Source organism: Corallococcus terminator (assembly GCF_003611635.1).
Lineage (GTDB): Bacteria > Myxococcota > Myxococcia > Myxococcales > Myxococcaceae > Corallococcus > Corallococcus terminator.
On the sequence record NZ_RAVZ01000050.1, the window covers coordinates 1 to 21530 of the forward strand.

A 21530-nucleotide genomic window follows, 5' to 3' on the forward strand; every position below is an offset into this window, starting at 1 on the left:
GCCCAGGGGTCGGCGGCGGACGTTGCGAGGGGCGGGCCGTGCTGTCAAGGCACTCCGCGTGAGCCTGTTGTCACGTTCACTTGCCGGATCCATGCAGGTCTGGTTCATGCTGGGTGGCATGTCCGCGACCAAGCCCCGCGCCGCATCCATGTACGTCGACCTCGACCGTGAAGCGTGGCGGGAGTTGCGGGCTTCCACTCCCATGACGTTGACGGCGGAGGAGGTGGAGAAGCTGCGGGGCCTGGGCGACCGGTTGGACATCGACGAGGTGGTGGATGTCTATCTGCCGCTGTCGCGCCTCTTGCACCTGCAGGTGGCGTCGGCGCAGTCGCTGTGGGCGGCGCAGCAGGCGTTCCTGGGGTATTCGGGGCGCAAGGTGCCCTTCATCATCGCCATCGCGGGCAGCGTGGCGGTGGGCAAGAGCACCACGGCGCGCATCCTCCAGGCGTTGCTGGCGCGCTGGCCGGATCATCCGCGCGTGGAGCTGGTGACGACGGACGGCTTCCTGTTCCCCAACCGGGTGCTGACCGAGCGGGGCATCATGAACCGCAAGGGTTTCCCGGAGAGCTATGACCGGCGCGGGCTGGTGCGCTTCCTCGCGGAGCTGAAGGCGGGGAAGGAGGAGGTGACGGCGCCGGTGTATTCGCACCTCGTCTACGACATCGTTCCGGAGGAGGCGCGGACCATCCGTCAGCCGGACATCCTCATCCTGGAGGGGCTCAACGTCCTGCAGACAGGGTTGGTGGAAGGGGGGCAGTTGCCGCAGACGTTCCTGTCGGACTTCTTCGACTTCTCCATCTACGTGGACGCGCCGGAGACGGACATCCGGCACTGGTACGTGGAGCGCTTCCTGCACCTGTGGGAGACGGCGTTCCACGACGAGCGCTCGTTCTTCCGGCGCTTCACGGAGCTGACGCGGGAGCAGGCGGTGGCGCGGGCGGCGTCGGTGTGGGCGGAGATCAACGGGCCGAACCTGGCGCAGAACATCGCGCCCACGCGTTCGCGCGCGCGGCTCATCCTGGTGAAGGGCAACGACCACAAGGTCCGCCGCGTGCGCATGCGCAAGCTGTAGGCGGCAATGGGAAACACAGACATGGCTCCACGATTGGGTTCGCTCTGGGACGCGGTGGGCAACACGCCGCTGTTGCGCATCGGTTCACTCAGCCGCCGGACGGGTTGTGACATCGTCGCCAAGGCGGAGTTCATGAACCCCGGCGGCAGCATCAAGGACCGGGCCGCGAAGGGGATGATCCAGCGCGCGGAGGCGTCCGGGCAGTTGAAGCCCGGGGGCACGATTGTCGAAGGCACCGCGGGCAACACCGGCATCGGCCTGGGGTTGTTGGGGCGCGAGCGGGGCTACCGCGTGGTGGTGACGATGCCGGACAACCAGGCGCGGGAGAAGTACGAGCTGCTGGAGGCGATGGGGGTGGAGGTGCGGCGCGTGCCGGCGGTGCCCTTCTCCAATCCGTCCCACTTCTTCCATCAGGCGCGCGTGCTGGCGGAGGAGCACGGCTGGGCGTGGATGAACCAGTTCGAGAACACGGCCAACGGCGACTACCACTACGAGACGACGGGCCCTGAAATCTGGGAGCAGGCGGAGGGCAAGGTGGACGTGCTGGTGGCATCGGTGGGCAGCGGCGGGACGTTGTCCGGGACGAGCCGCTACCTGAAGGAGAAGAACCCGGCGCTGCGCGTGGTGTTGGTGGATCCGCCGGGGTCGGGGCTCTACAGCCAGGTGCGCACGGGGAAGCTGGAGACGACGGGGAGCTCCATCACGGAAGGCATCGGCATCATGCGGCTGACGGAGAACTTCCGTCAGGCGCGCGTGGATGAGGCGATGCGCCTGGAGGACCAGGACATGTTGGAGATGCTGTACCACCTGGCGCGGGAGGACGCGCTGGTGGTGGGCACCTCCGCGGCCATCAACGTGCGTGCCGCCTGGGAGGTGGCCCGGCAGCACGCGGGGCAGGGGCTGCGCATCGTCACGTTCCTGTGTGACCACGGCAGCCGCTACGCGTCGAAGGTGTTCAACCCGGAGTTCCTGGCGTCCAAGCAGCTCACGGTGAAGCCGCTGCCGGTGGGGTGATGCTCCGGGGGCGAGGTTGTCTTCTACAGGCTGGAGACAACCTTGAGTGGCGGCTTGGGCTCCGCGGGTTCTGCACTGACCTCATCCTTGCCCGTGAGGGACAGCTCCAGGCTGCGCGCAATCAGCGCCTTGAGCGCCCACACCTGGGGAATCGTCTCGATGTAGACCCGACTCAGGCCGAATGCAGCGGGGGCTGCCTCGACCTCGAACCCCGTGGCGAGGGCCTTGGCTTCTTCGACCGGCACCCATGTGGCGATGCTCTTGCGCTTGCCATTGCCGAAGAACCTCACGAACCACTTCGTGGGCTTCTTGAAGGACACGTTGAAGTAGCTCGAGGTGTCCCGGTAGAGGATGTCCTCCGCCGAATGGCCGTTCTTGCCGCAGATGTCCCGGACGACGTTGAAGAAGGCCAGCTCCTCCTCGGTGGTGTCGATGGTGGCTCGCGCCTTCTCATCGCCCGGGAGACGAGGTTCCGTGTCGAACGGCCTCGCGCTGTCCGCCTTCACGACGTTGGGGGCATCCAACGCAACCGACGGCTCCGTGCCTTCGTTCAGACGCTGGATGCGCTCCTTCAGCTTGTTGAGGAAGTCATCGCCCATCACCCGGAGGAGGGTGGGTTCGATGGCCTCCTTGGCGACTTCTCCAAGGCGTTCCATCACCGCGGTCGTCCGCTTTCCCTTGTAGATGTCTTCGGTGAGCCACTTGAGGAAGCCTTCGTTCTCGCCGGGCGCCTTCAGGACGGCTGAGAGCTTGTCGATCATGCTCTGGCGATAGCGGCTGTTCTCCGCGTCGGTGATCAACGTCGTTGCGTTGAATGACTCACGGCTGAACTTGGACAGGAACTTCGCGACCTTGGCCCAGTCAGACTTCGTGTCCTCCAAGGAGAACGTGAAGAAGGGCTCCGGGTCCATGACGTTGGGGTTCTCCAGATCTCCGAAGAAGAGATAGTGGCATCCATCCGTGATGATGCCGAAGTGGAGTTCCGGGAGCTGGGACAGGTATCGCGCCAATTGCTGGGCGCGCGACTTGAGGTCCGTGCCCAGGGGTTTGGTCTCGATGACGATGAGGGGCTTCGCGCCGGTCTGGTCGAAGATGGCGAAGTCCATGCGGTCTGGGAGTTTCTTCCCATCGCCCTGGACGAAGTCGGCCGCGTACTCCAGGCGGACCTCACGTGGAAAACCGGGGTCATAGCCAAGCAGCCTGATGAAGGGGACTACCAGCGCGAGCTTGGCGGTCTCCTCATTGGTGATGAAGGCCTTGGACTCCTGATAGCGCTTGACCAGCTCCAGCAATTGATTCGCGTCCACGGTATTCCCCCTGCATTCCGTCGAACTTGAGTCGAGCCAGTGCGGCGAAAAGTCTGGCAACTTTCAGTACTACAGTACTTTCGCTCACCCTTGTCCATACCACCTCGGAGTGAGCCCCGAGCAGGAGGTGGAGTTCCTGCGACTGGCGCGTGAGATTTCCGATGAGCCTCCCCGGTCGGGAACTTTCGGCCGGTATGCCTTTCAGCGGGTGTCGTTCCTCCAGTGCCGGCGGCGCGGGCTGAAGACACCGCGCCGCTCCATCCCTGGAGTGAGCCCATGCCTGGAAGCAAGAGGTTCCCGATGCGCCGAGGGTTGAGTGCCGCGTCGCTGGCAGTAATATTGACCGCGGGAGGCTGTGATGACGCCGGGCCCGCGACCGGCCCCGAAGCCCCCGAGGCGCCGCTGGCGATGAGCCTTGAGGATGCCTTCGTGGTGGTGCCCCGCGCCACGAGCGCCGAGCGCAAGCAGCAGGTGGAGCAGCGGTTGTCCGGCGTGGTGGAGGACGCCGGCACCCACTTCTACCTGGCCATCAAGCGCAGCGAACTGAACCAGAAGTGGTTCCTGTCCACGTTCTTCAAGCAGCTCCATCCTGGAGGGGTGGCCTATGGGGCCGCCGTGTCCATGGGCACGCGGGTGGTCAGCTTCAAGGAGCAGAACGGCAGGCTCTTCGTACTGGACGTGGACGACCGCAAGCAGTGGAGCGACCTGTTCGACCCGCAGGTGCTGATGGAGGCGTATCCGATCGTCACCGACTACGGCCCGTTCAACCGCCTGCGTGGCGCGGACCAGTACGTGCTCGTCGACCCGTCTGCGGGACTCAACCGCTTCGGTGTGGTGGCGGACGCCATCACCTATTATTCCCCGCGCTTCCAGACGGAGCTGAGCTTCGCGCAGCGCTTCCACGCCATCACCGACGGCATCGCGTTCGAGCAGGTCTTCACCGGCTACGCGGAACTGCCTGACGACGCCTCGTGGGAGTTACTGGAGCCCAATCCGTACCGCACCTCCGGCACGCTCAGCCTCTCCCTGCGCCGGTACAAGGAGGGCGCTGGCTACACGCCCACGCCCATGCCCGCGCAGCCCCACTACTTTCCCGGCGAGCCGAGCTTCATCAAGAACACTGGAGGCTGGACGGACGCGCCGGCGATGAAATGGAACATCCACCCCGGGATGAAACCCATTTCCTGGGTCATCACCCCCAGCGTGCTCAAGGTGCAGAACGATCCCCGCTTCCAGGGCTATGACCTGGTGGGCGCGGTGAAGCGCGGCATCGAGAACTGGAACCAGGCGTTTGGCTTCAAGGTCCTGGAGGCCAAGGTGGGCAACGCGGGGCTGGACTTCGGGGATGACGACAAGAACGTCGTCATCTTCGACACGGATGAGGCGATGTCCTTCGCCTTCGCCGACTTCCGCCTCAACCCCAACACCAGCGAAATCCGTGGCGCCGGTGTCTACATGCCAGCCATGTGGCTGGTGAAGGGCGATGAGGTCTACGACAGCGACCCCGGTGCGTCCGTCGCGGCACGGCCGCCCCTGAGCCTGTCCTGGTCCGGGATGAAGGCGGACACGCTGTGCGACCTGAACGTCCTCCAGCCTTCCGGCGCGCGGCTCTCCGGCCTGCCTTCCTTCCTGGTGGACGGCGCCCCCCTCACCAAGAAGCAGAAGGTGGAGGCCCTCATCACGCATGTGATGTTGCATGAGATTGGCCACACCCTGGGCCTGCGCCACAACTTCGCCGGGTCCATCGTCTACGACGGCTCGCCCACGGGCCTGCGCAGCAGCTCGGTGATGGACTACGTCGTGGACGAGGACGCCATCTACGGCACCACGCCGGGCCCTTACGACGTGCAGGCGGTGCGCTACCTCTACGGGCTGGACTCCCAACTGCCCACCTGGCCGTTCTGCACGGACGAAGACCGGTACACGAACCCGCGCTGCGGCGCCGATGACCGCACCCACGACCCGTTCGCGTTCAACCTGTATTTCTTCAACGACTTCGCGCAGTGGTACTTGAACGCGGAGCCGCTCGCGTCCTACGCCGACAGCCTCTTCAACACTCGCACCAACCGCGTTCTGGGCTTCGTGCGGGTCGGCGAGGCGCAGGAGCAGGTGGACGCGTACCAGGACATCCTGGCGTCGGTGCGGCCGCCGCTCGTCGTTCCCCCGGACGCTCCCGCGTTCTACGGCGCCCGGGCGGATGAACTCGCGCGTCGCGTCCTCACGCGGCTCTATTTGGATCCAGCGACGGCACGGGGCACCTTCAGCGCGAACGCGCCCACCACGCCGCAGTTCCTGGCCACGGTGCTGACGGACGTGCGCGGCATCCTGCTCAACGTGGATGGCGTGCGCGGTCCCGCGTCCCGCCGCACCATGGTGGACATCCTGAAGCAACACCAGACGCTGCCCGCCTACTCGGCGCTGCGCGAGGCCCATGGCACGCTCACTGCCCAGCTCCCGTCGCTCACGGGGGATGAACGGTTGCAGACCGAGGACCTGCTGGCACGCATCTCCAGTGCCCTTTCGCCGTACTACCACTGACCCGTACCTCCTGGGGCTTTCAGGAAGGGGGCCCGGCGGTGAAGTTGCCCCCGTCAAATCGGACAGCTCAAGGTTGGGAGTGAGCAGTACGCAACTCGTGGGGTGACTTCATCTTGAGCCTCCGATGCGGGTGGCAGTGGTTGGAGTCGTCGACCCAGGCGGGCAACCGCGCGATGACGTGGACGGCCGAGTGCAGCGCGTTGACATCCACGTCATCGCGCTTGAAGGTCTTCACGAAGGCCTCCGCCATGCCATTGCTCTGGGGGAGTACGAGGGCGTGGTGCACACATCAGGTCCTGAATGGTGAGCGCGGTGGTAGGATGCCTGGCCTCTTCCTTCGCGGAGCTTCGATGGTGCGCACTCGGCTGGGTCTCTTGGCGTTGCTGTTCGTCGTGGTGCCCGTGATGGCGGGCGCCCAGGAGCCGGTTGCGGCTCCTGCGGTGGTGGCCTCCGCGGATGAAGCGACGCATCAGGCGCTGCGCGCCATCAAGCAGGACATGGAGGATGCGCTCAACAAGCAGGACCTGGAGCGACTGCTGTCGCACCTGCATCCGGACGTCGTGTTCTCCACGATGAACAACGATGTTCGCGTGGGCAAGGACTCCATCCGCGCCTACTACGCGCAGATGCTGGGCGGTCCGAACAGCGTCGTGAAGAAGGTGACGGCGAAGTTCGATGTGGACTCGCTCACCCGGCTGTATGGCAACGCGGGCGTCGCGTATGGCTCGTCGCTGGACCACTACGAACTGAGCGACGGCAGCGACATCGTCATCAATGGTCGGTGGACCTGCACGCTGGTGAAGGAGGGCGACCGCTGGCTCATCGCCGCGTTCCACTACTCCACCAACGTGTTCGACAACCCCCTGCTCACCAAGGTGAAGAACGCCGCGATGGGCTTCGGGGCCCTCGTCGCCGTCGCCGCCCTCGCGGTGGGTTTCTTCCTCGGCCGCCGGGGCCGCCGACCCGCGACGGCCTGAGCGGCGTCTCCGGCTTCAGCTCGCCACCTGCGCCGGGGCTTCATTGGCGGCCCGTCGCAGGGGCTGCGCCCGGCCGTAGGTGAGCGAGCGCCACAGCCATTCGGCCGGACCGAAGCGGAAGTACGCCAGCCACGCGTGGCTCAGGGGAATCTGGAGGGCGAAGACGGCCAGCGCGAGCGCCACGCTGCGGGATGGCGGCATCCGGCCCATGAGGCCCAGCCCCCAGCCGTCGTAAAGGCAGAGGCTCACCACGGATTGCAGCAGGTAGTTGGTGAGCGCCATGCGGCCCACCGGGGCCAGGACCTGCATCACCCGCTTCCACCGCTCGCGCTGGAAGAGCAGGGCGAAGGCGGCCACGTACACCGAAGCCAGCCCCAGGAAGCCCAGCTCCAGGATGGCCGGCAGGGCGTACATCCAGACGTCCTTCTCTGGATCCAACGTCCCCGCCACTCGCAGGCGCTGCACCACCAGCCAGGTGCCGTTGCCCAGCACTCCGAACACCAGACCCCAGAGGATCATCTTGCGATACCAAGCGCGGTATCGCTCCACGTCCTGAAGCAACAGGAGCCGCCCCGCAAGCAGCCCCAGCAGGAAGCGGCCCAGGATGACGCCCATCCAGACGACCCGCTTGGTCTGCGGCAGCATGTGCGTGAGAAAGCGCGCGTTTGCTTCCTGCGTCGTCCAGAAGGATCCGCTCGAGAGCCCCTCCAGGAGCTGGGCCTTCATCCGGACATCCAGCGCCTCACGGGCCTTCGCTGCCTGCGTCGCTGCCTCCGCGCCTTGCAATAGGATGGGGACGTCGTGCTGGAGCACGGGCACCACCACCGGCACCACCAGCATCAGCACCGCCACCCACGTGAGCACCGTCCGGTCCGAGCGCTGGCGGAAGAGCAACAGTGCGAAGCCCACCACCGCGTAGCTGGAGAGCACGTCGCCCAGCCAGAGTCCCACCAGGTGCGTGACTCCGATGCCCAGCAACACCCCCAACCGCCGGGAGTACAGCGGGACGACGGAGGCGCCCCGGGCCTCGGCACGCTGGAGCTGGATGGCGAAACCCAGTCCGAAGAGGAAGGCGAAGAGGGTGACGAACTTCTGGTTCACGAAGAAGTGGTAGAGCGCGGTGACGACGGCCTCTAACGGAGGCGACGTCAGCGCCTGGGATTGCTCGCGTGGCAGGAGCACGAATCCGCTGAACCAGGCGAAGCTGTTGGAGACGAAGACGCCGCACAGCGCGAAGCCTCGCAGCACGTCCAGCAGGATCACCCGCTCGGAGCTGTCCACCGGGCGGGCGTTGGCATCGGTAGACGGCGCGCTTGGAATGGAGTCAGACATGGCATGCAGCAGATGCCCGCCGCTTCCTCGCGTCAACGCGTGCGCGCGTCCGTTCCTCGGAACCGCACCCCGGGTGGATTCACCCGCGCCCCAACGATGCCGGGTGTGAGGCAACGAGCAGGCAGGCTCAATGAACTGGATTCAAGAGGTTCCGAGCGCGGAGGACTGGCGCAGGAAGGGCATCCTCCGAGGCAGCTTCTTCGCCCAGAAGGACTCCACCGAGCGATGGAAGAGGCGAAGCAGCGGTGCTCCGGGCCTTCCTTCCAGCGCGGCCAACTCCAGGGCGGACCGGTCAAGCAGCGCTCGGGCCCGCTGGTACTCGGTGAGCGCCCAGGTCCGACCCACTTCGGAGGCGAGCAATGCGTCCATGTCCGCCGGGTCGTGACCCCCGGCCCGCACCTCCGCGGCGACGTCCGCGGGCACGTTGAAGAGGCCCTGGGACAGGTCCTCGCGCAAGTCACGCATCACGGAGCACCAGCCCAGCGCCGCGAGCAGAGAAGGGGCCTCGTCCGAGTGCACCCTCGCATCCGCGACATGCAGCATCAGCTCCACCGACAGGCGGAAGGTGGCCGCGAGGTGCGCCTGGAGCGTCGCCGCGTCCCACCAGCGTCCGTCCCGCACCCGCTCGCGGTCCTTGCGCATCGTGCGCACCAGTTCGAGCACCTGCTCCCGCGCCCGGTCGTCGGTCAGCTCCGTGAGCAGGACCCGCCCCAGCGTCGTCGCGGTGTCGTGGAACTCGGACGATGCTCCAGGGACATGGGGCGCGCCGGTCTCCAACCGAATGATGAGCGCGTCGATGTGGTCCAGCGGTTCGCCTTCGACCGGACGGTCTCCGTCCAGCACGTCATCCACCAACTGGAGGAAACAGAAGCCCGCCCGGGCCCTGCGTGCCTTGCGCCAGCGCCCCACCGACTGCTGGTACAGCGCCAGCGCGATGAGCCCATAACGCGGATGCCTTCGCGCGAAGCGGTACAGCTCTCTCGCGCAGAGGGCTTCCACGCGCACGGCTTCGAGGAACCTCGCCTCACGGACCCTTGGGGCCACGACGCGCCACGTGCCCCACGCCAGCAGTGCTCCCGCGAACACGTCCACCAGATGGTGCTCATGGATGAGCAGCGTGGAGGCGGCGATGGCCAGGGCCCACAGCGCGAACACGGCGCGGGCCACCGGCCCGGAACGCTCGCGGTAAGCCAGCGCCGCCGTGCAGGCGAAGGCGACGTGGAGCGAGGGCAGGTAGTTGCGCTCCAGGTTCATCGTGTCCGCGAGCTGGAAGACCTGCATCCAGCCGCCACTGACTGCGCGCGGAGGCCACGCGACCTCGACCGGAAGGACCAGGAAGCAGAGCGCGCCCACGACCGTCTCCGCGCACAGCGCCAGCGCGAAGGGGAGCATCTGTCGCCACGTCCGGAAGATGAACAGGGACAGCAACAGCAGCACGTCCATGCTCACGTAGACGGCGGCCCAGCCGGGGATGAAAGGGATGTGCTGCTCGAAGGGCAGGTCCACCCGCAAGCCGCCTGGATAGAACCCCGTCACCCAGCTCGCGCCCCCGTAGACCGCCAGGAAGAACAGCGCGAAGCCGCCCGCGAGCGCGCCCGTGCGCTTCAGTTCTCCCGACGTCGGCCAGCCGAAGAGCGCCGTGGATCCACTCATGGCGCCTTCTCCGGGAACGGACGCGGTCCCCTCCACATCTGGAGCCAGACGCGCAGGAACCCCGGACGCGGGACGCTCTCATCCACGTAGCGGCCCAGGTAGAGCCATGGGACCTGTGGATGGACGTGGTGCGCCCGGTGGTAGTGGTAGTTGAGGAACACCCAGCGCACCGGCGCGGCGACCCGCAGGTCCCAGGCGCCTTCGCGCACGTCCAGCGGGGACCACGCATGGTCCGCGTACTGGAGCGAGCTCCAGTTCACCGCGAACGCCGCGTAGCACAGCGCCCATCCAGCCGGCGTCAGGTCCAGCGCGTACGCCAGCGCCGCCTGTACGGCCACCATCCCCAGCACCTCCGCGCGGATGAGGGCTCCCGGTGCCTCTTCCAATCGCCCCAGGTACGCGTCCGCGCCAGTCTGCTCTCCGTAGCGCGTGCCCGGACCGCGCAGCCGCTTCAACAACCCCGGCGCCAACGCGAACACAAGCGCCCCCACTGGCACGAACACCCAGTAGATGCCGGTGAGGATGGCGTACCACTGCGCACGCTTGAGCCAGCGGTGGTCGCCCGGCCGTAGATAGTCGAACTGCTCGCGGTCCGTGCGGTTGTGGCGGTGGTGCGTCAGGTGGAAGGCCCGCTGCAACGTGAACGACGTCGGGAAGAACGTCGCCGCCAGTCGCCCGAGCCCGTTGTTCACGCGCCTCGACGGATGCAGCACCCCGTGCGTTGCCTCGTGCAACAGCGAGAACACCGTGTTGTTCACGTACGAGAAGACCCCCGCGGCCACCAGCCGCACCGCCAGCGTCTCCGCGTGCGACGCCGTCCACAGGCACAGTGCCCCCGCGCCCATCGCCGCGACGAGCAGGACCGCGTTGAGCGCGGCAGGGATGGGCGGGGCGTCAGCGGTGCGCATCGTTCGGGTCCTCGGGCAGCCCGATGGCGAAGTCGATCAACTGGCGCATCACCGGATCCGCGGTCGCCGTGGCGACGTTGAAGCGCATCCCGTCCAGCACGGACAAATCCCGGCGCAGGAAGGACGTGTACAGCCACCGGGACACCTTGAGCGCCAGCGCCGCCGCGCCCGGAATCCGCCCCCTTCGCGCGGCGACGGCGAGCTGCACCGACACCCCCTCCGGCACCGGCGTCAGCCCCGCCAGCAACATTCCCCGCGCCCGCCCCAGGTCGCTCTGCACCGACATCAACGTGCCCCCGTGCAGCGTGAGCGTCACGCGGATGTGATTGCCCGACAGCGCCTTCATCAGCCGGTCGCTCGCCCCGGTGCCAATGACCCGCGACGTGTAGCGCAGCCGCAGCGTGAACGGATCCGGCGTGTCCACCGTGGGCACGTCCCTCAATTCGCGGTGGTGCACCGTGCGCAGGTGTTCCAGATCGAACGAATTGGCCACCAGCGGCAGCCAGGGGCAGCGCACCGTCACCGGCGGGCCCACGTGCCACGCGTGCTCCGGGCCGCCTACGTCCGGGGGCGGGAAGAGCGCCGTGGGGCCGTTGAAGACCAGCACCCCTCCGAAGCGCTCCTCCACCGGGAAGGCCTGGGGACCCGGCAGGTGGGACACGTCACCCCGACCCGGCACGGCGCGGCACCGGCCCGCCCCGTCGAAGCTCCAGTGGTGCAGGGGACAGCGCAACAGCTCGCCCTGGACGGTGCCGTGCTTCAGGTGGGCCCCCAGGTGGGGACAGTGCGCCTCCAGCGCGTGCACCTGTCCCGTCTCGCTCCGGAAGACCACCAGCTCGCGCCCGCCCAACTGGACGCCCCTCGCCTGCCCCCGCCGCAATGCTGCGGAAGGACCCACGAGGTACCAGGCGCGGGGACGCACGGGCCCGGGGAGGCGCGCCGCATCCCCCCCGGCCGGCACAGGAACAGCCATGGTCATGGACCCTAGCGGACCCGGTGTCCCCAGGGCCACGGGCGATGGGTGGAGTGGTAGCTTTACGCGCGGGTTCCTGTTTTGTCAGGACGCTGGCGGAACCGGGTACGACGTCCGACGCGGCGCGGATCCGGGAAGGGAAGGCGACATGGCAGGCGAAACGGCGGGCAGCGGACGGAGCGGCGCGATGCGAGGCGGCACGCTCCAGGTGGTGCAGACCCTGGCGGCGCAGGGAGAGCCGGAGCGCGCGGCGCAGCTCTACGAGGAGCTGGGGGCCGCGCAGCGCGAGCGTCTGCGCAAGGAGGCCTCGCAGGGGACGGCGAAGGAGCGCCACTGGCTGGTGGACGTGCTGCGCCGGGCGCGCGACTTCACGGGCGCGGCGCGGCTGCTCGACGGCAGCGGCGACGACGTGAACGTGGCGGACCTGTACGCGCAAGGCGGCCAGCACGTGGCGGCGGCGGAGGCGTACCTGCGCGCGGGCGAGGTGGAGCGCGCCGCGGCGGCCTTCGAGCGGGGTGGGGCGCTGGAGCGCGCGCTGGAGGTGTACCGGGGCCTGGGCGCCACCGAGTCCATGGCGCACTGCCTGGTCCGCCTGGGCCGCCACTTCGAGGCCGCGGACCTCTACCAGAAGCTGGGCCAGGCGCACGCGGAGGCCGAGGCGCTGGGCGGCGTGCTCGCCGAAGACCCTCGCTACGTCGAAGCGGTGCTGCGCACCTGCAAGGTGCTGGACGCGGGAGGCTTCACGCACCGGGCGCTCGCGGTGCTGGCGGATGCGCTGAGCAGCTCCGAACTGCTGCGCGTGGATCCGGTGCTCGTCACGGAGAAGGCGCGGCTGTTGCGGCGCATGGGGCTGGACGTGGAGGCGGAGGCGCTGCTGGCGCGACTGGCCGCGGGCGCGTCCGTGCCGGAGGCCAGCGGCTACCGCTTCCTCAAGGCCATTCCCATTTTCGGGGAGCTGCCGCTGGAGGACATGAAGGACCTGTACCGGCTGGCGCGGCCGGTGACGGCGACGCCGGGCACGGTGCTGCTGGAGAAGGGCGCTCCTGGCACCGGGCTGCTGGTGTTGCTGGAGGGGTCGGTGGATGTCTTCAGCGGCAACGAGGCCAACGCGCGGTTGCTCAACTCGCTGGGGCCGGGCTCGCACCTGGGGGAGATTTCACTCGTGCAGGACGGTCCGGTGTCCGCGAACGTGCGGGCGAAGACGGCCGTGCGCGCGCTGCGCATCACCCGCGAGAGCTTCCAGCACTTCCTCGCCACGCACGACACGGCGTCGCTGCACATCTACCGGCTCTTCACGCAGAGCCTCGCGGCGCGCGTGCGGGCGCTGAGCGGCTGAGGGCCGCCCGAACGGGGGCGTGCCTGCTTCCCTGCTCTTGGTGCGCAGGCAGGCGAGCACCAGGAGGGGGCTGTCACGGTCAGCCGGTCGCCCCCATCCTCCAGGAGGACACTCCTGCTCGGAAGGACGCCCCATGGCTCCGATCGCCGTACTGAAGACCCAGGCTCGCGCGAACTGGCGCATGTGGTGGGTCCTGGCCTCCACGCCCAGCGCCGCCCTGCCGCTCCTGGGCATCAGCGGTTCGAAGCGCGGGCGGATGGGACTCCTCGGCCACCTAGCCACGGGGGCCATCGGGTTGGGAATCCTGTCGCTGGCCTTCATGGGGCTGCGCCACATCCCGCGCGGGCCCGGTCGCCTGTCAGGCAAGAAGGCGTGGAACCGGGCGCCCAAGGACTTCCCCATCTCCGGCTCGATGGTGCCGGAGGAGTTCTCCGCGTCGATGGCTTCCGGTCACTGACACGGGGGCTTCAGGGCCGGCGCTCGATGCCAATCGCGACGGACGGGCCCGTGAGCGCGTTCCCGGTTCCATCCGAGAGTGAGACGATGCCCAGGCTCGCGGAGAGCACGGTGGTACCGGTGCCGCCGGTGCCCTTGAGGAAGCTGCGCACGCCGACCTCGCCGAAGTTCCAACCGCTGGCCGCGCCACCGCCCGCCCCGAAGAGGGACAGGCTGGGGGTGAGGGGCACCTGGAGTTCGCCCCGACCGGAGCCAAAGCGGAACTTGTTGTCGCGCGAGAGGATGGAAGAGCTCCACGCGAGGTGGAACCCGTCGAGCGCCCCCAGCCGCAGCACCTGTTGGATGGACGGTCCCGCGTTGGATTCGCAGACGTTCTTGCCTGGGATTTCCTTGTACGTATCCGGCTCGAGTTCGGGGTAGCACGACTTCTGACCGAACAGCACTCCCGCGCCAATGCCCACTTCGAGGAAGTCGGTGGAGTAGGCCACGGCGGCGTAGGCGGCGCCTGGGGTGTGGCGCAGGCCGGTGCCCAGACCGAAGCCAACGGGTTCCAACTGGGCGCTCAGCACCACGGGGCTCTCACCCGGTCGCCACGCGACGAAGGCGTCCAACAGCAGTCCGCCCGCGCGAGCGGAGCGTCCCAATCGGGTGGTCGCATCCAGCGCGAGGAAGGGCCGCGCGTGGAAGCCGTAGCGCAGGTGCGGCACGCCGGGTTCGGGGAAGAAGAGTCGCGCCGTCGCGGGAGCATCGGTGACGACGGCGGTGTCCCCCACGCGCACGCTCTCTCCGCGGCCCAGCCGCGCGCGGGCGGAGTCCTCGCGGGACTCGACGACCTCCAGCACCACTTCGCGGGCGTCCTGGGTGCGGACCCGGACGCGGCTGCCTTCGCGCACGCCCGCCGTGTCTCCGCCGGAGAGCGTCACGTCGCCATCCTTCACGGCGGTGATGGTCAGTCGTCGTGCCGTCGTGGTCGGCGTCATCGGAGGCGCCTGGGTGGGAGGCGCTTCAGTGACGACGGTGAGGTCGCGCGCCGAGCCCAGCGCGGACGCCAGTGAGTCGGGCTGGGGCTGTTCCGGTGTGGCGAGGGAGAAGGCGTGGGCCTCTTCGCGCTGCTCGATGGCGAGGAGCGACTGGTTGACGATGACGAGCCGCACGAAGCGCCGGCCCTCCTCGATGCGCCGCACGAGCTGGGGCGCGGCGCCGTCGAGCTTGAGCACGGCGATGCCACCGCGTCCGAGCGCGGCGTACGTCACGCCCTGGTGCACGACGGCATCCAGGACGGGGCCCAGGCCCAGCGTCTCCGCCGCATGGGAGGCAGGGGAGGTGGAAGCCTGGGCGACGATGACGGAGGCGAGGAGGGTGGGCAGGAGCATGGCGAGGGGCTCTATATCGCTCCCACCTTCCACCGTCCCTGGACTCTGTGTGACGTCTACTCGACGAGGAGCCGCTTCACGGGCGCGGGATCCACGGCCACCATCAGCGGGCGGGTGAAGTTGCTGAAGGACACCAGTGCCTGTCCCGGAGCGAGCCGGGAGACGCGGTTCCACAAGCTCTCATCGATGCTGCCCACGGTCTTCTGCATCCGGTTGATGACGGCGCCGTCGGTGATCTTGTGGATGATGAAGTTGTTGAGCAGGCCCAGCACCTCGTTGGGCAGGTGCTGGGGAAGCTGGGTGACGAAGACGAGCCCCAGCCACCGCTTGCGGCCCCGCTTCGCGATGCGCGCCACCTGTTCGAACAGCACGGGCATCTGCGTGATGCGGCTGGCGGACAGGAACTCGTGGGCCTCCTCGATGATGATGAGCACCGGGGTGACCTCACCGCCTTCGCGGTTGGCCTTCTCGTAGGACAGCTCCTGCCGCTCCTGGAGTCCGCGCAGGATGTCCGCGATGACCAGGTTGTTGATCTGCGGAGAGTCGGTGTCCGACAGGTCGATGACGGACACGCGGCCGGGCGTGAGCATCGCGTCGTACTTCACGCTCTCGCTGGCCCCCACGTCGAAGATGTTGAGTCGGCGCAGGCGGTGCAGCTTGCTGGCCAGGGCCTTCCAACTGATCTCATTTCGACTGCTCGCGGCCATCACCCGGGCCATGACCCGGCCGGGGCCGCTCTTGAACTCGCTGAGGAGCCGGAGGCTGGAGGCGAGGGGTGCGGACTCGTCCTCGGGCTCTTCTCCCTGGTTCAGGTCGTCCTGAACGGGAGCCTTCTTTCGGGAACTCGCCTTGGGACGGGAGCTGCGGGCATCGGCCTTGCCATCGTCGCTCAGGCTGTAGAGATACGCGCTCACGACGTCCAGCACATGCTGGATGGTCATGCGAGGATAGCCGGTGGACAGTTCGTCCACCTCCATCACCTGTCGCCGCTCGTGTTCGTTGGCCGGGAATACGCCGAAATCCTCCAGTAGCAGCTTGGTGACGTCGTACGCCTTGAGGAAACGCTCCTGCTGCGCATCCGACATGTCCAGGATCTCCGCCAGCGCATAGGGCGACAGGCTGGAGAAGTTCAGGGAGAACCGGTGCAAGGCCTTGTGACGGGGGTTGCGGGTCTCGCGACCGATGAGGTGATGAATGTGCAGATCCTTCACTCCCTCGGCTTTCTGAAGGCGGCGCTTGAGCGCTTCAAGCATCGCGGGGTGGTCCGTGGGTTTGTCCACATGCGTGTACTCGCCCTCCACGTCAAAGACGATGGTCGCGATCCCTGATAGTTGCGCGCGGTGGATGAGCGTGGCCACGGTGGTGGACTTGCCTCCGCCCGTGGTGCCGATGATGCCGGTGTGCCTTGGGAGGACTGACTTATCCCGTGGGCTGATGCTGGCCTTCATCTTTTCGTAACCCACCACTGCCCCAATGCTCAGTTCACCCCCAACTCCGAGCACTTGCGCGCTTTCATCCTCCTCGAGGATGAAAACAGGGCTTTGCGGACGTGGACGGAATCGGGGCGGCTGGAGAACGCCCGAGAGTTCCTCGCCAAGGAGTTCAACCTCTGCACGTCCATGGTATTCGAACGTGTAGGTGAGCTTCTTCCCCTGCGTCACCACGCCGATGGCCATGGTGGAGTTCGCCGGTACGGCGTTGGGCTCCGCGAAGGGACCTCGCACCACGACACCCAGGTAGGAACGCTTGTCCTCACGGGATTTGATGCGCACGAGCGTCTGGGAGGCCAGGCGGGGGAGATCCGCCTTGGTCGATAGGACGGTAATGAGGTTGTCATGGCTCGCCTGGGTGTCGAAATGGGTGAAGCCCACCGCCTTCTCCAATTCCGGATCGACCTTGACCTCCTCTGCCTTCTTCAGGACGGCTTCCATTTCACTTCGAGCCCCCGCTGGCATCGGAGTGATGAGGTCGTTTCGCGATGGAGGGACAGGCGCCGGTGACGGCTGGGCGGGACGATTCGCCGGAACCGTCGCCGGTCGCGCTGCGGCGCCTGGGAGCCCCAGTCTGGTGGGCTGGCTTGTTGGAGGTGTCGGCTGCTGAGGTGGACGGTGTGACTCCGCTCCATTCCCTGGGGTCACCATTTCAGGGCCTCCCGGCTTGCGAATGGGCGCCGTTCCCGCGACGCGAGCTCCCTCGGCCCTGGGCCCTCCATTTGGTAGCATAGCGGTGCTCCCACCCGCCAATGCTCCCGGATGCGCCGTTCCGAAGCGGGGGGCAGTGGATCCCAGGGGCAAGTCCTTGCTGTTGTCTGCCATGGTCTTCATTCCCCTACTTATCGGCGCGCCTTGCGCCCATTGAAATACTGAAGGCTTGCATCGGCCTGCGCGTAGGCATCCTGGATGAGACCGTGGAAGCCGTCTTCACCAAATGCGCTGCGACAGCTCATGGCCGCGACATCCAGCAACATTGGAAAGCCCATGTCGGCACGCAGCACGCTGTCCGCAATGGCCACGCACGCAGCCATGTGGGCATGTTTGACGTGCGCATAGAAGATCTGTGGCGGTGCGTTGTTGGATGCCCGGAACAGACCCATGACGACCTGGGGGCAGTACATCTTCACGAATGTGGTCGCCCGCGTCAGTCCCTCTGTGTCGTATTGCCATGACCGAAGGATTTCGCTGCCGGTGCGCTCCAGCGTCTCCAAGATGGCGAATTCGCCCGCGTTGAGTGCTTGGCCCAGTGTGAGAAATCCCCGGTTATCCATTTGTGCCGGTACGAAGACAAACTTGGGATGTTCCTCCATGAGTCGGGTGAGGGTTGTGAGCGATGAATCCAAGAGTCCTGTGTACCCAGAGCCCGTGATCAGCTCATAGGCAAAAGGATTGCCCTGTCCCATTCGCCATTCCGCCTTCAGCTTCTCGACCAGAATGGCCCGTTCGGCGTAGGTGCGGATTCCTCGGCGGGCGAGTCGGGACAGACTGTCCTGACCGCTGCGGCCCGGCTGGGAGCGATTCTCCCTCATCTCGATGTAAGCACTCGCTTCTTCGTAGGGATCTGCCGCCTCGATGGACACCTCCCTGCGGAAAAGTCTTTGCGAAAATGTTCCCGAGGTTCCTCCGTAGCTGACGGCGGCGATTCCGAGCTGGGTAATGTCCAGTGGGAGGGTTTCGTGAGACACGGAGATTCCATTCACGCCTTCGACATTGCCTGAGAAGAGCAGGCTTTCATGAACCGCCGCCACTTCTTCGGGGCTTACCCGGTAGACGCCAGCGCCAATCGCGGCCTGGGGGCGGGATTTCAATTTCGGCAGGAGCTTTTCGCGGATGACGGTGCGGAGCTGGTCCTCCTTCCGGACAGCAACACCAATTTCGTCCCGATAGCGTTGCATGATGGCTTGGATGTCGAGCCCTTCCGCCCAGGTCGCCAGATTGAGCGTGCGGGCCAACTCTTCACGGAAGGATTGCCTGTAGTCATCGTCCCCCGAGAGGTCCTCGTCATCGTCACCCAGGAGCATGCGACCGCTCATGATCACCCTTGTTCGTCACCGAAAAATGAAGCGATGGAAAAGCGGGAGCGGCCCTCTTCGCGACGCAAGGCTCGCGCGTACGCATGCGCCTTGGACGTTGGAAGCCCGAAGTACCTCTCAAGGCGCAGTTCCTCTTCTGCGACGGGTCCATCCCGCATGATCTTCCGGGCAAGCTTGGTAGGCGCCAGCCATTCCAGTGCCAGCCTGTCGGCGCGTTGCTCGGATTTCGCGACCCTGCCTGTTCCAATGGCGCCGGAAGGGCCTCGGTCCATCAAATGGATTTGTATGCCAATCGGGATGCCATCAAGTGCAGCAGTCAGGGCTTCTTCGCGAGTCGGTGGACGCTTCTCGTCCAGGACTCCCTGGATGGTCTCGCCGAAAAAGCGAAGAGCTCTCAATCGAGGTTGGAGGTGATCGAGAACGAAGTGTCCCAATTCGTGCGCAATGGTGAAGCGTTGTTCATTGGCGTCATCTTCCTCGTCGAAAAAGACAATCCCCTTGCCCGCGCGAGCCACCATGCAGCCGTGCATGTCGTGGTAGGCGATCTCCTGGTTGCTTCCTCGTTTGGCCAGCCACTGACGCACTTTCTCCGAGGTCAATCCCCGGAGCCCCTCCAGGCTGACGGGGAGGGCCAGGGGAGCTTCGAAGGCCAGATCGCGTGGGAAGGATTCAGGCGGAGGCAGGCCGCTTTGTTCAAGGGCCTCTCTCAACCACGGAATGGTCATGGCTTGGGTTCACGGTTCCGGGAGCGATCCCTTGCGGCGATCTGCAAGGTCCTCATGCCCGATTCGTTCGAGGAGTCTTCTTCCAGCGCCTCCATGACCTCGACCCGACGGAGCACCGTGACGAGCGCGGAAGGCTTCACCTCGAAACGCCTGCAGATGTCCTTCACCTGATCGAGGAATGCCTCGCCTTCCGGCCTGATGCACAGCGCCAGCAGGTTCAGGGTTTCTGGCGAACAAGCCAGGTCCACAGCCAGTTGCTCGTTGGAACGGTCTTCCAGGGACTGGTACATGCCAAACACGTGGCCAAGCATCCCGGGCTGTGACCTGCTGCGTTCCGCCACTCGCTTCAACCATTCAGGACTCGTCATCGGGATCCTCCTCGCAGAGGCGCTTCAGCATCTTCATGAGGCGGTCATAGTGACGCTTCACTGCTCGCCGCATCTCCGCCTGGGGCAGGTGTGTCAGTCCGAGGACTTCCGCCATCATGTTCGTGGACCGGCTTTCCATGACGATGAGCCGGAGACAGGCCAGGTCCCGTTCGGAAAGCCCCGCGCGCTCAATTTTCTCCACCAGCAACTTCACCTCCACCTGCGTCTCCACGGACATATTCGGAGGCGCTGGCAGAAGTTCGACAATGCTCCCGAATTCCTTGTTCCTCCGGGCACTGGCGACTGCGGAGCGGTGTCGGTCCTGGGCCTTGCGCCGGGCAATCTGCGCTAGGTAGGTCCCCAGGCTGGCCCGGCGTTCGTCATAGCGGTCGGGATGCCGGAAGTAGATGAACAGCGCGTCGATTACGGAGTCATAGGCGTGTTCGTGCGAACAACCTGGATTCCGTTCGAGTGCCTGGACCAGCGGCTCCATGAAAGTCAGGACAATGTCCACGGAGACCGTCGAGTCCTTGCTCAGCATCCGCTCGTGAAGGTCCCACTCCTTCTCGCGTGATGGACTGTTCATCCCCCACTCCTCACCAACATGCGCACGCCCGCTTTCAGGTTTGGCTACGGTCCCGTCTGGACTTTCGCTACAGCCCTGTAGAGTTCGACGGCGGAGCGTCTGGGCCCGAGCCGGGAGGTTGGCGAAGTCGAGGATCGGTGTCTCTACCCCGGAGGGGGTAGTGCCTCGCGGGACAGTGGGTCCGCTGCGATCCCCTGGATCGACAAAGACCCTGGCTTCCGTGTTGGAGGCCAGGGTCCCTGGATTCACCGGTATCGCCGGAATGAGATGTCTCAGTATTCGTCGAACATTCGCTGGATGCGGTCCGGCTTGCAGGTCTTCGTCAGCGCGAGCTGCAACAACACGCGGGACTTGGGTGGGTTGAATTCACCCGAGGCGACGAAACCCTTCTGGTCGTCGTTGATTTCATTGTCCCGCAGCACCAGCCCGGTAGGCACGCGCGAGCTGCGCACCACCGCCACGCCGTGCTCCCGTTGGACCTTCTCCAACGCGTCGATGGACGCCTGCGTCATGTTCCCGTCCCCCACGCCCGCGATGACCAGCCCCTGCGCGCCGTTGTCCACGGCCGCTTCGATGAGGTCCGGGCTCATGTTCGCGTGCGCATAGAGGATGTCCACGCGCGGCAGCGTCTTGAGGCCCTTCACGGAGAACTCCGTGGCCTTCGTGTGCTTCTTGTCCACCGGGTCCATCCAGGTGATGGCCCCCGTGTTGACCAGCCCCGCGGGCCCCCGGTTGGGACTGTGGAACGTCTCCACGTTGGTGGTGTTCATCTTGGTGACGTTCCGGGCCGCGTGGATTTCGTCGTTGATGACCACCAGCACGCCCCGGCCCCGGGCCTCCGGGGATGCCGCCACCGCCACGCCGTTGTAGAGGTTCGCCGGCCCGTCCGCGCTGATCGCCGTCGCCGGACGCATCGAGCCCACCAGCACCACCGGCTTGTCGCTCTTCACCACCAGGTCCAGGAAGTACGCCGTCTCCTCCAGCGTGTCCGTGCCGTGCGTCACCACGATGCCGTCCACGTCCGGGGACGCGAGCAGCGCGTTGACCCGCGCCGCCAGCTTCAGCCACACCGCGTCGTTCATGTCCTGGCTGCCAATGTTCACGACCTGCTCACCACTCAGCTTCGCGAGCGTGTCCAGATGGGGCACCCCCTGGATGAGGTCCTCCACCTTGAAGGCACCGGACTTGTAGCCATACGAACCCGAGTCCCCCTGCGCTCCCGCGATGGTTCCCCCGGTGGCGACGATGCGCACCTTCGCCTTCGGGCCCTGCGCCGCCGGGGCCTTCGTGGCGGGCTGAGCCGAGGGCAGGGTGGGCAGCAGGAGCACCAGGAAGGCCGCGAGCGTGCGGGCGAGGGATTGGCGTTGCATCTTCATGGTCATTCCT

18 protein-coding genes and 1 pseudogene are annotated in these 21530 nt (G+C 66.5%); 6 read left to right on the forward strand and 13 right to left on the reverse strand.

Annotated elements, in window-relative coordinates; all coding sequences use genetic code 11:
- Positions 1–118: 118 nt before the first annotated feature.
- Entirely contained in the window at positions 119–1072 is a 954-nt protein-coding gene (gene coaA, locus D7V88_RS10205; RefSeq protein WP_120540457.1) for a type I pantothenate kinase, read from the forward strand.
- Positions 1073–1093: 21 nt separating this feature from the next.
- Positions 1094–2086: a cysteine synthase A gene (locus D7V88_RS10210; RefSeq protein WP_120540430.1), complete on the forward strand. Its 993-nt coding sequence runs from the start codon at positions 1094–1096 to the stop codon at positions 2084–2086.
- 23 nt (positions 2087–2109) lie between these two features.
- Here D7V88_RS10210 and D7V88_RS10215 read toward each other — a convergent pair whose 3' ends face one another.
- The gene (locus D7V88_RS10215) at positions 2110–3393 is read right to left on the reverse strand and encodes a type I restriction enzyme HsdR N-terminal domain-containing protein (protein ID WP_120540431.1); all 1284 of its coding nucleotides are present in this window, start codon (positions 3391–3393) and stop codon (positions 2110–2112) included.
- A 408-nt stretch (positions 3394–3801) separates the two neighbouring features.
- On the opposite strand from D7V88_RS10215, the gene D7V88_RS10220 reads away from it, so the two are divergent.
- Positions 3802–5931, forward strand: a complete 2130-nt coding sequence (locus tag D7V88_RS10220) for a zinc-dependent metalloprotease (protein WP_158625054.1) — start codon at positions 3802–3804, stop codon at positions 5929–5931.
- 67 nt (positions 5932–5998) lie between these two features.
- Here D7V88_RS10220 and D7V88_RS10225 read toward each other — a convergent pair.
- Positions 5999–6219 (reverse strand): annotated as a pseudogene (locus D7V88_RS10225) (integrase core domain-containing protein); the annotation flags it as partial.
- Positions 6220–6281: 62 nt separating this feature from the next.
- On the opposite strand from D7V88_RS10225, the gene D7V88_RS10230 reads away from it, so the two are divergent.
- Complete coding sequence (locus D7V88_RS10230) at positions 6282–6908, forward strand: SgcJ/EcaC family oxidoreductase (protein ID WP_120540434.1); 627 nt, start codon at positions 6282–6284, stop codon at positions 6906–6908.
- Positions 6909–6923: 15 nt separating this feature from the next.
- Here the strand turns inward: D7V88_RS10230 and D7V88_RS10235 are convergent, their stop codons facing one another.
- The 4 genes from D7V88_RS10235 to D7V88_RS10250 form a co-directional block, all read right to left on the reverse strand.
- The gene (locus D7V88_RS10235) at positions 6924–8240 is read right to left on the reverse strand and encodes a DUF418 domain-containing protein (RefSeq protein ID WP_120540435.1); all 1317 of its coding nucleotides are present in this window, start codon (positions 8238–8240) and stop codon (positions 6924–6926) included.
- Between the two features lie 141 nt (positions 8241–8381).
- Entirely contained in the window at positions 8382–9893 is a 1512-nt protein-coding gene (locus D7V88_RS10240) for a phosphatase PAP2 family protein (protein ID WP_120540436.1), read from the reverse strand.
- The gene (locus D7V88_RS10245) at positions 9890–10801 is read right to left on the reverse strand and encodes a fatty acid desaturase family protein (RefSeq protein WP_120540437.1); all 912 of its coding nucleotides are present in this window, start codon (positions 10799–10801) and stop codon (positions 9890–9892) included. The genes D7V88_RS10240 and D7V88_RS10245 overlap by 4 nt, the downstream gene beginning before the upstream one ends.
- Positions 10788–11774: a Rieske 2Fe-2S domain-containing protein gene (locus tag D7V88_RS10250; protein ID WP_120540458.1), complete on the reverse strand. Its 987-nt coding sequence runs from the start codon at positions 11772–11774 to the stop codon at positions 10788–10790. The genes D7V88_RS10245 and D7V88_RS10250 overlap by 14 nt, the downstream gene beginning before the upstream one ends.
- Positions 11775–11922: 148 nt before the next feature.
- Between D7V88_RS10250 and D7V88_RS10255 the strand changes: the two genes are divergently transcribed.
- Together D7V88_RS10255 and D7V88_RS10260 are read left to right on the forward strand one after the other, a co-directional pair.
- Complete coding sequence (locus D7V88_RS10255) at positions 11923–13110, forward strand: cyclic nucleotide-binding domain-containing protein (protein ID WP_120540438.1); 1188 nt, start codon at positions 11923–11925, stop codon at positions 13108–13110.
- Positions 13111–13243: 133 nt separating this feature from the next.
- Positions 13244–13567 (forward strand): hypothetical protein, encoded by a 324-nt coding sequence (locus D7V88_RS10260; protein ID WP_120540439.1) that lies wholly within the window; start codon positions 13244–13246, stop codon positions 13565–13567.
- 10 nt (positions 13568–13577) lie between these two features.
- Here D7V88_RS10260 and D7V88_RS10265 read toward each other — a convergent pair whose 3' ends face one another.
- The 7 genes from D7V88_RS10265 to D7V88_RS10295 form a co-directional block, all read right to left on the reverse strand.
- Entirely contained in the window at positions 13578–14939 is a 1362-nt protein-coding gene (locus D7V88_RS10265; RefSeq protein WP_120540440.1) for a hypothetical protein, read from the reverse strand.
- Between the two features lie 56 nt (positions 14940–14995).
- Positions 14996–16870: an ATP-binding protein gene (locus D7V88_RS10270; RefSeq protein WP_244238083.1), complete on the reverse strand. Its 1875-nt coding sequence runs from the start codon at positions 16868–16870 to the stop codon at positions 14996–14998.
- 401 nt (positions 16871–17271) lie between these two features.
- Positions 17272–18465: a hypothetical protein gene (locus tag D7V88_RS10275; RefSeq protein ID WP_120540442.1), complete on the reverse strand. Its 1194-nt coding sequence runs from the start codon at positions 18463–18465 to the stop codon at positions 17272–17274.
- Positions 18466–18467: 2 nt separating this feature from the next.
- Positions 18468–19190, reverse strand: coding sequence for an ImmA/IrrE family metallo-endopeptidase (locus tag D7V88_RS10280; protein WP_120540443.1), 723 nt, complete (start codon positions 19188–19190; stop codon positions 18468–18470).
- Positions 19187–19558: a hypothetical protein gene (locus D7V88_RS10285; protein ID WP_147448681.1), complete on the reverse strand. Its 372-nt coding sequence runs from the start codon at positions 19556–19558 to the stop codon at positions 19187–19189. Before D7V88_RS10285 ends, D7V88_RS10280 begins: the two co-directional genes overlap by 4 nt.
- The gene (locus D7V88_RS10290; protein WP_120540445.1) at positions 19545–20144 is read right to left on the reverse strand and encodes an RNA polymerase sigma factor; all 600 of its coding nucleotides are present in this window, start codon (positions 20142–20144) and stop codon (positions 19545–19547) included. Before D7V88_RS10290 ends, D7V88_RS10285 begins: the two co-directional genes overlap by 14 nt.
- A gap of 272 nt (positions 20145–20416) precedes the next feature.
- A complete protein-coding gene (locus D7V88_RS10295) occupies positions 20417–21520 on the reverse strand; it encodes a type II asparaginase (RefSeq protein ID WP_120540446.1) in 1104 nt (367 codons plus the stop codon).
- Between the last annotated feature and the right edge of the window lie 10 nt (positions 21521–21530).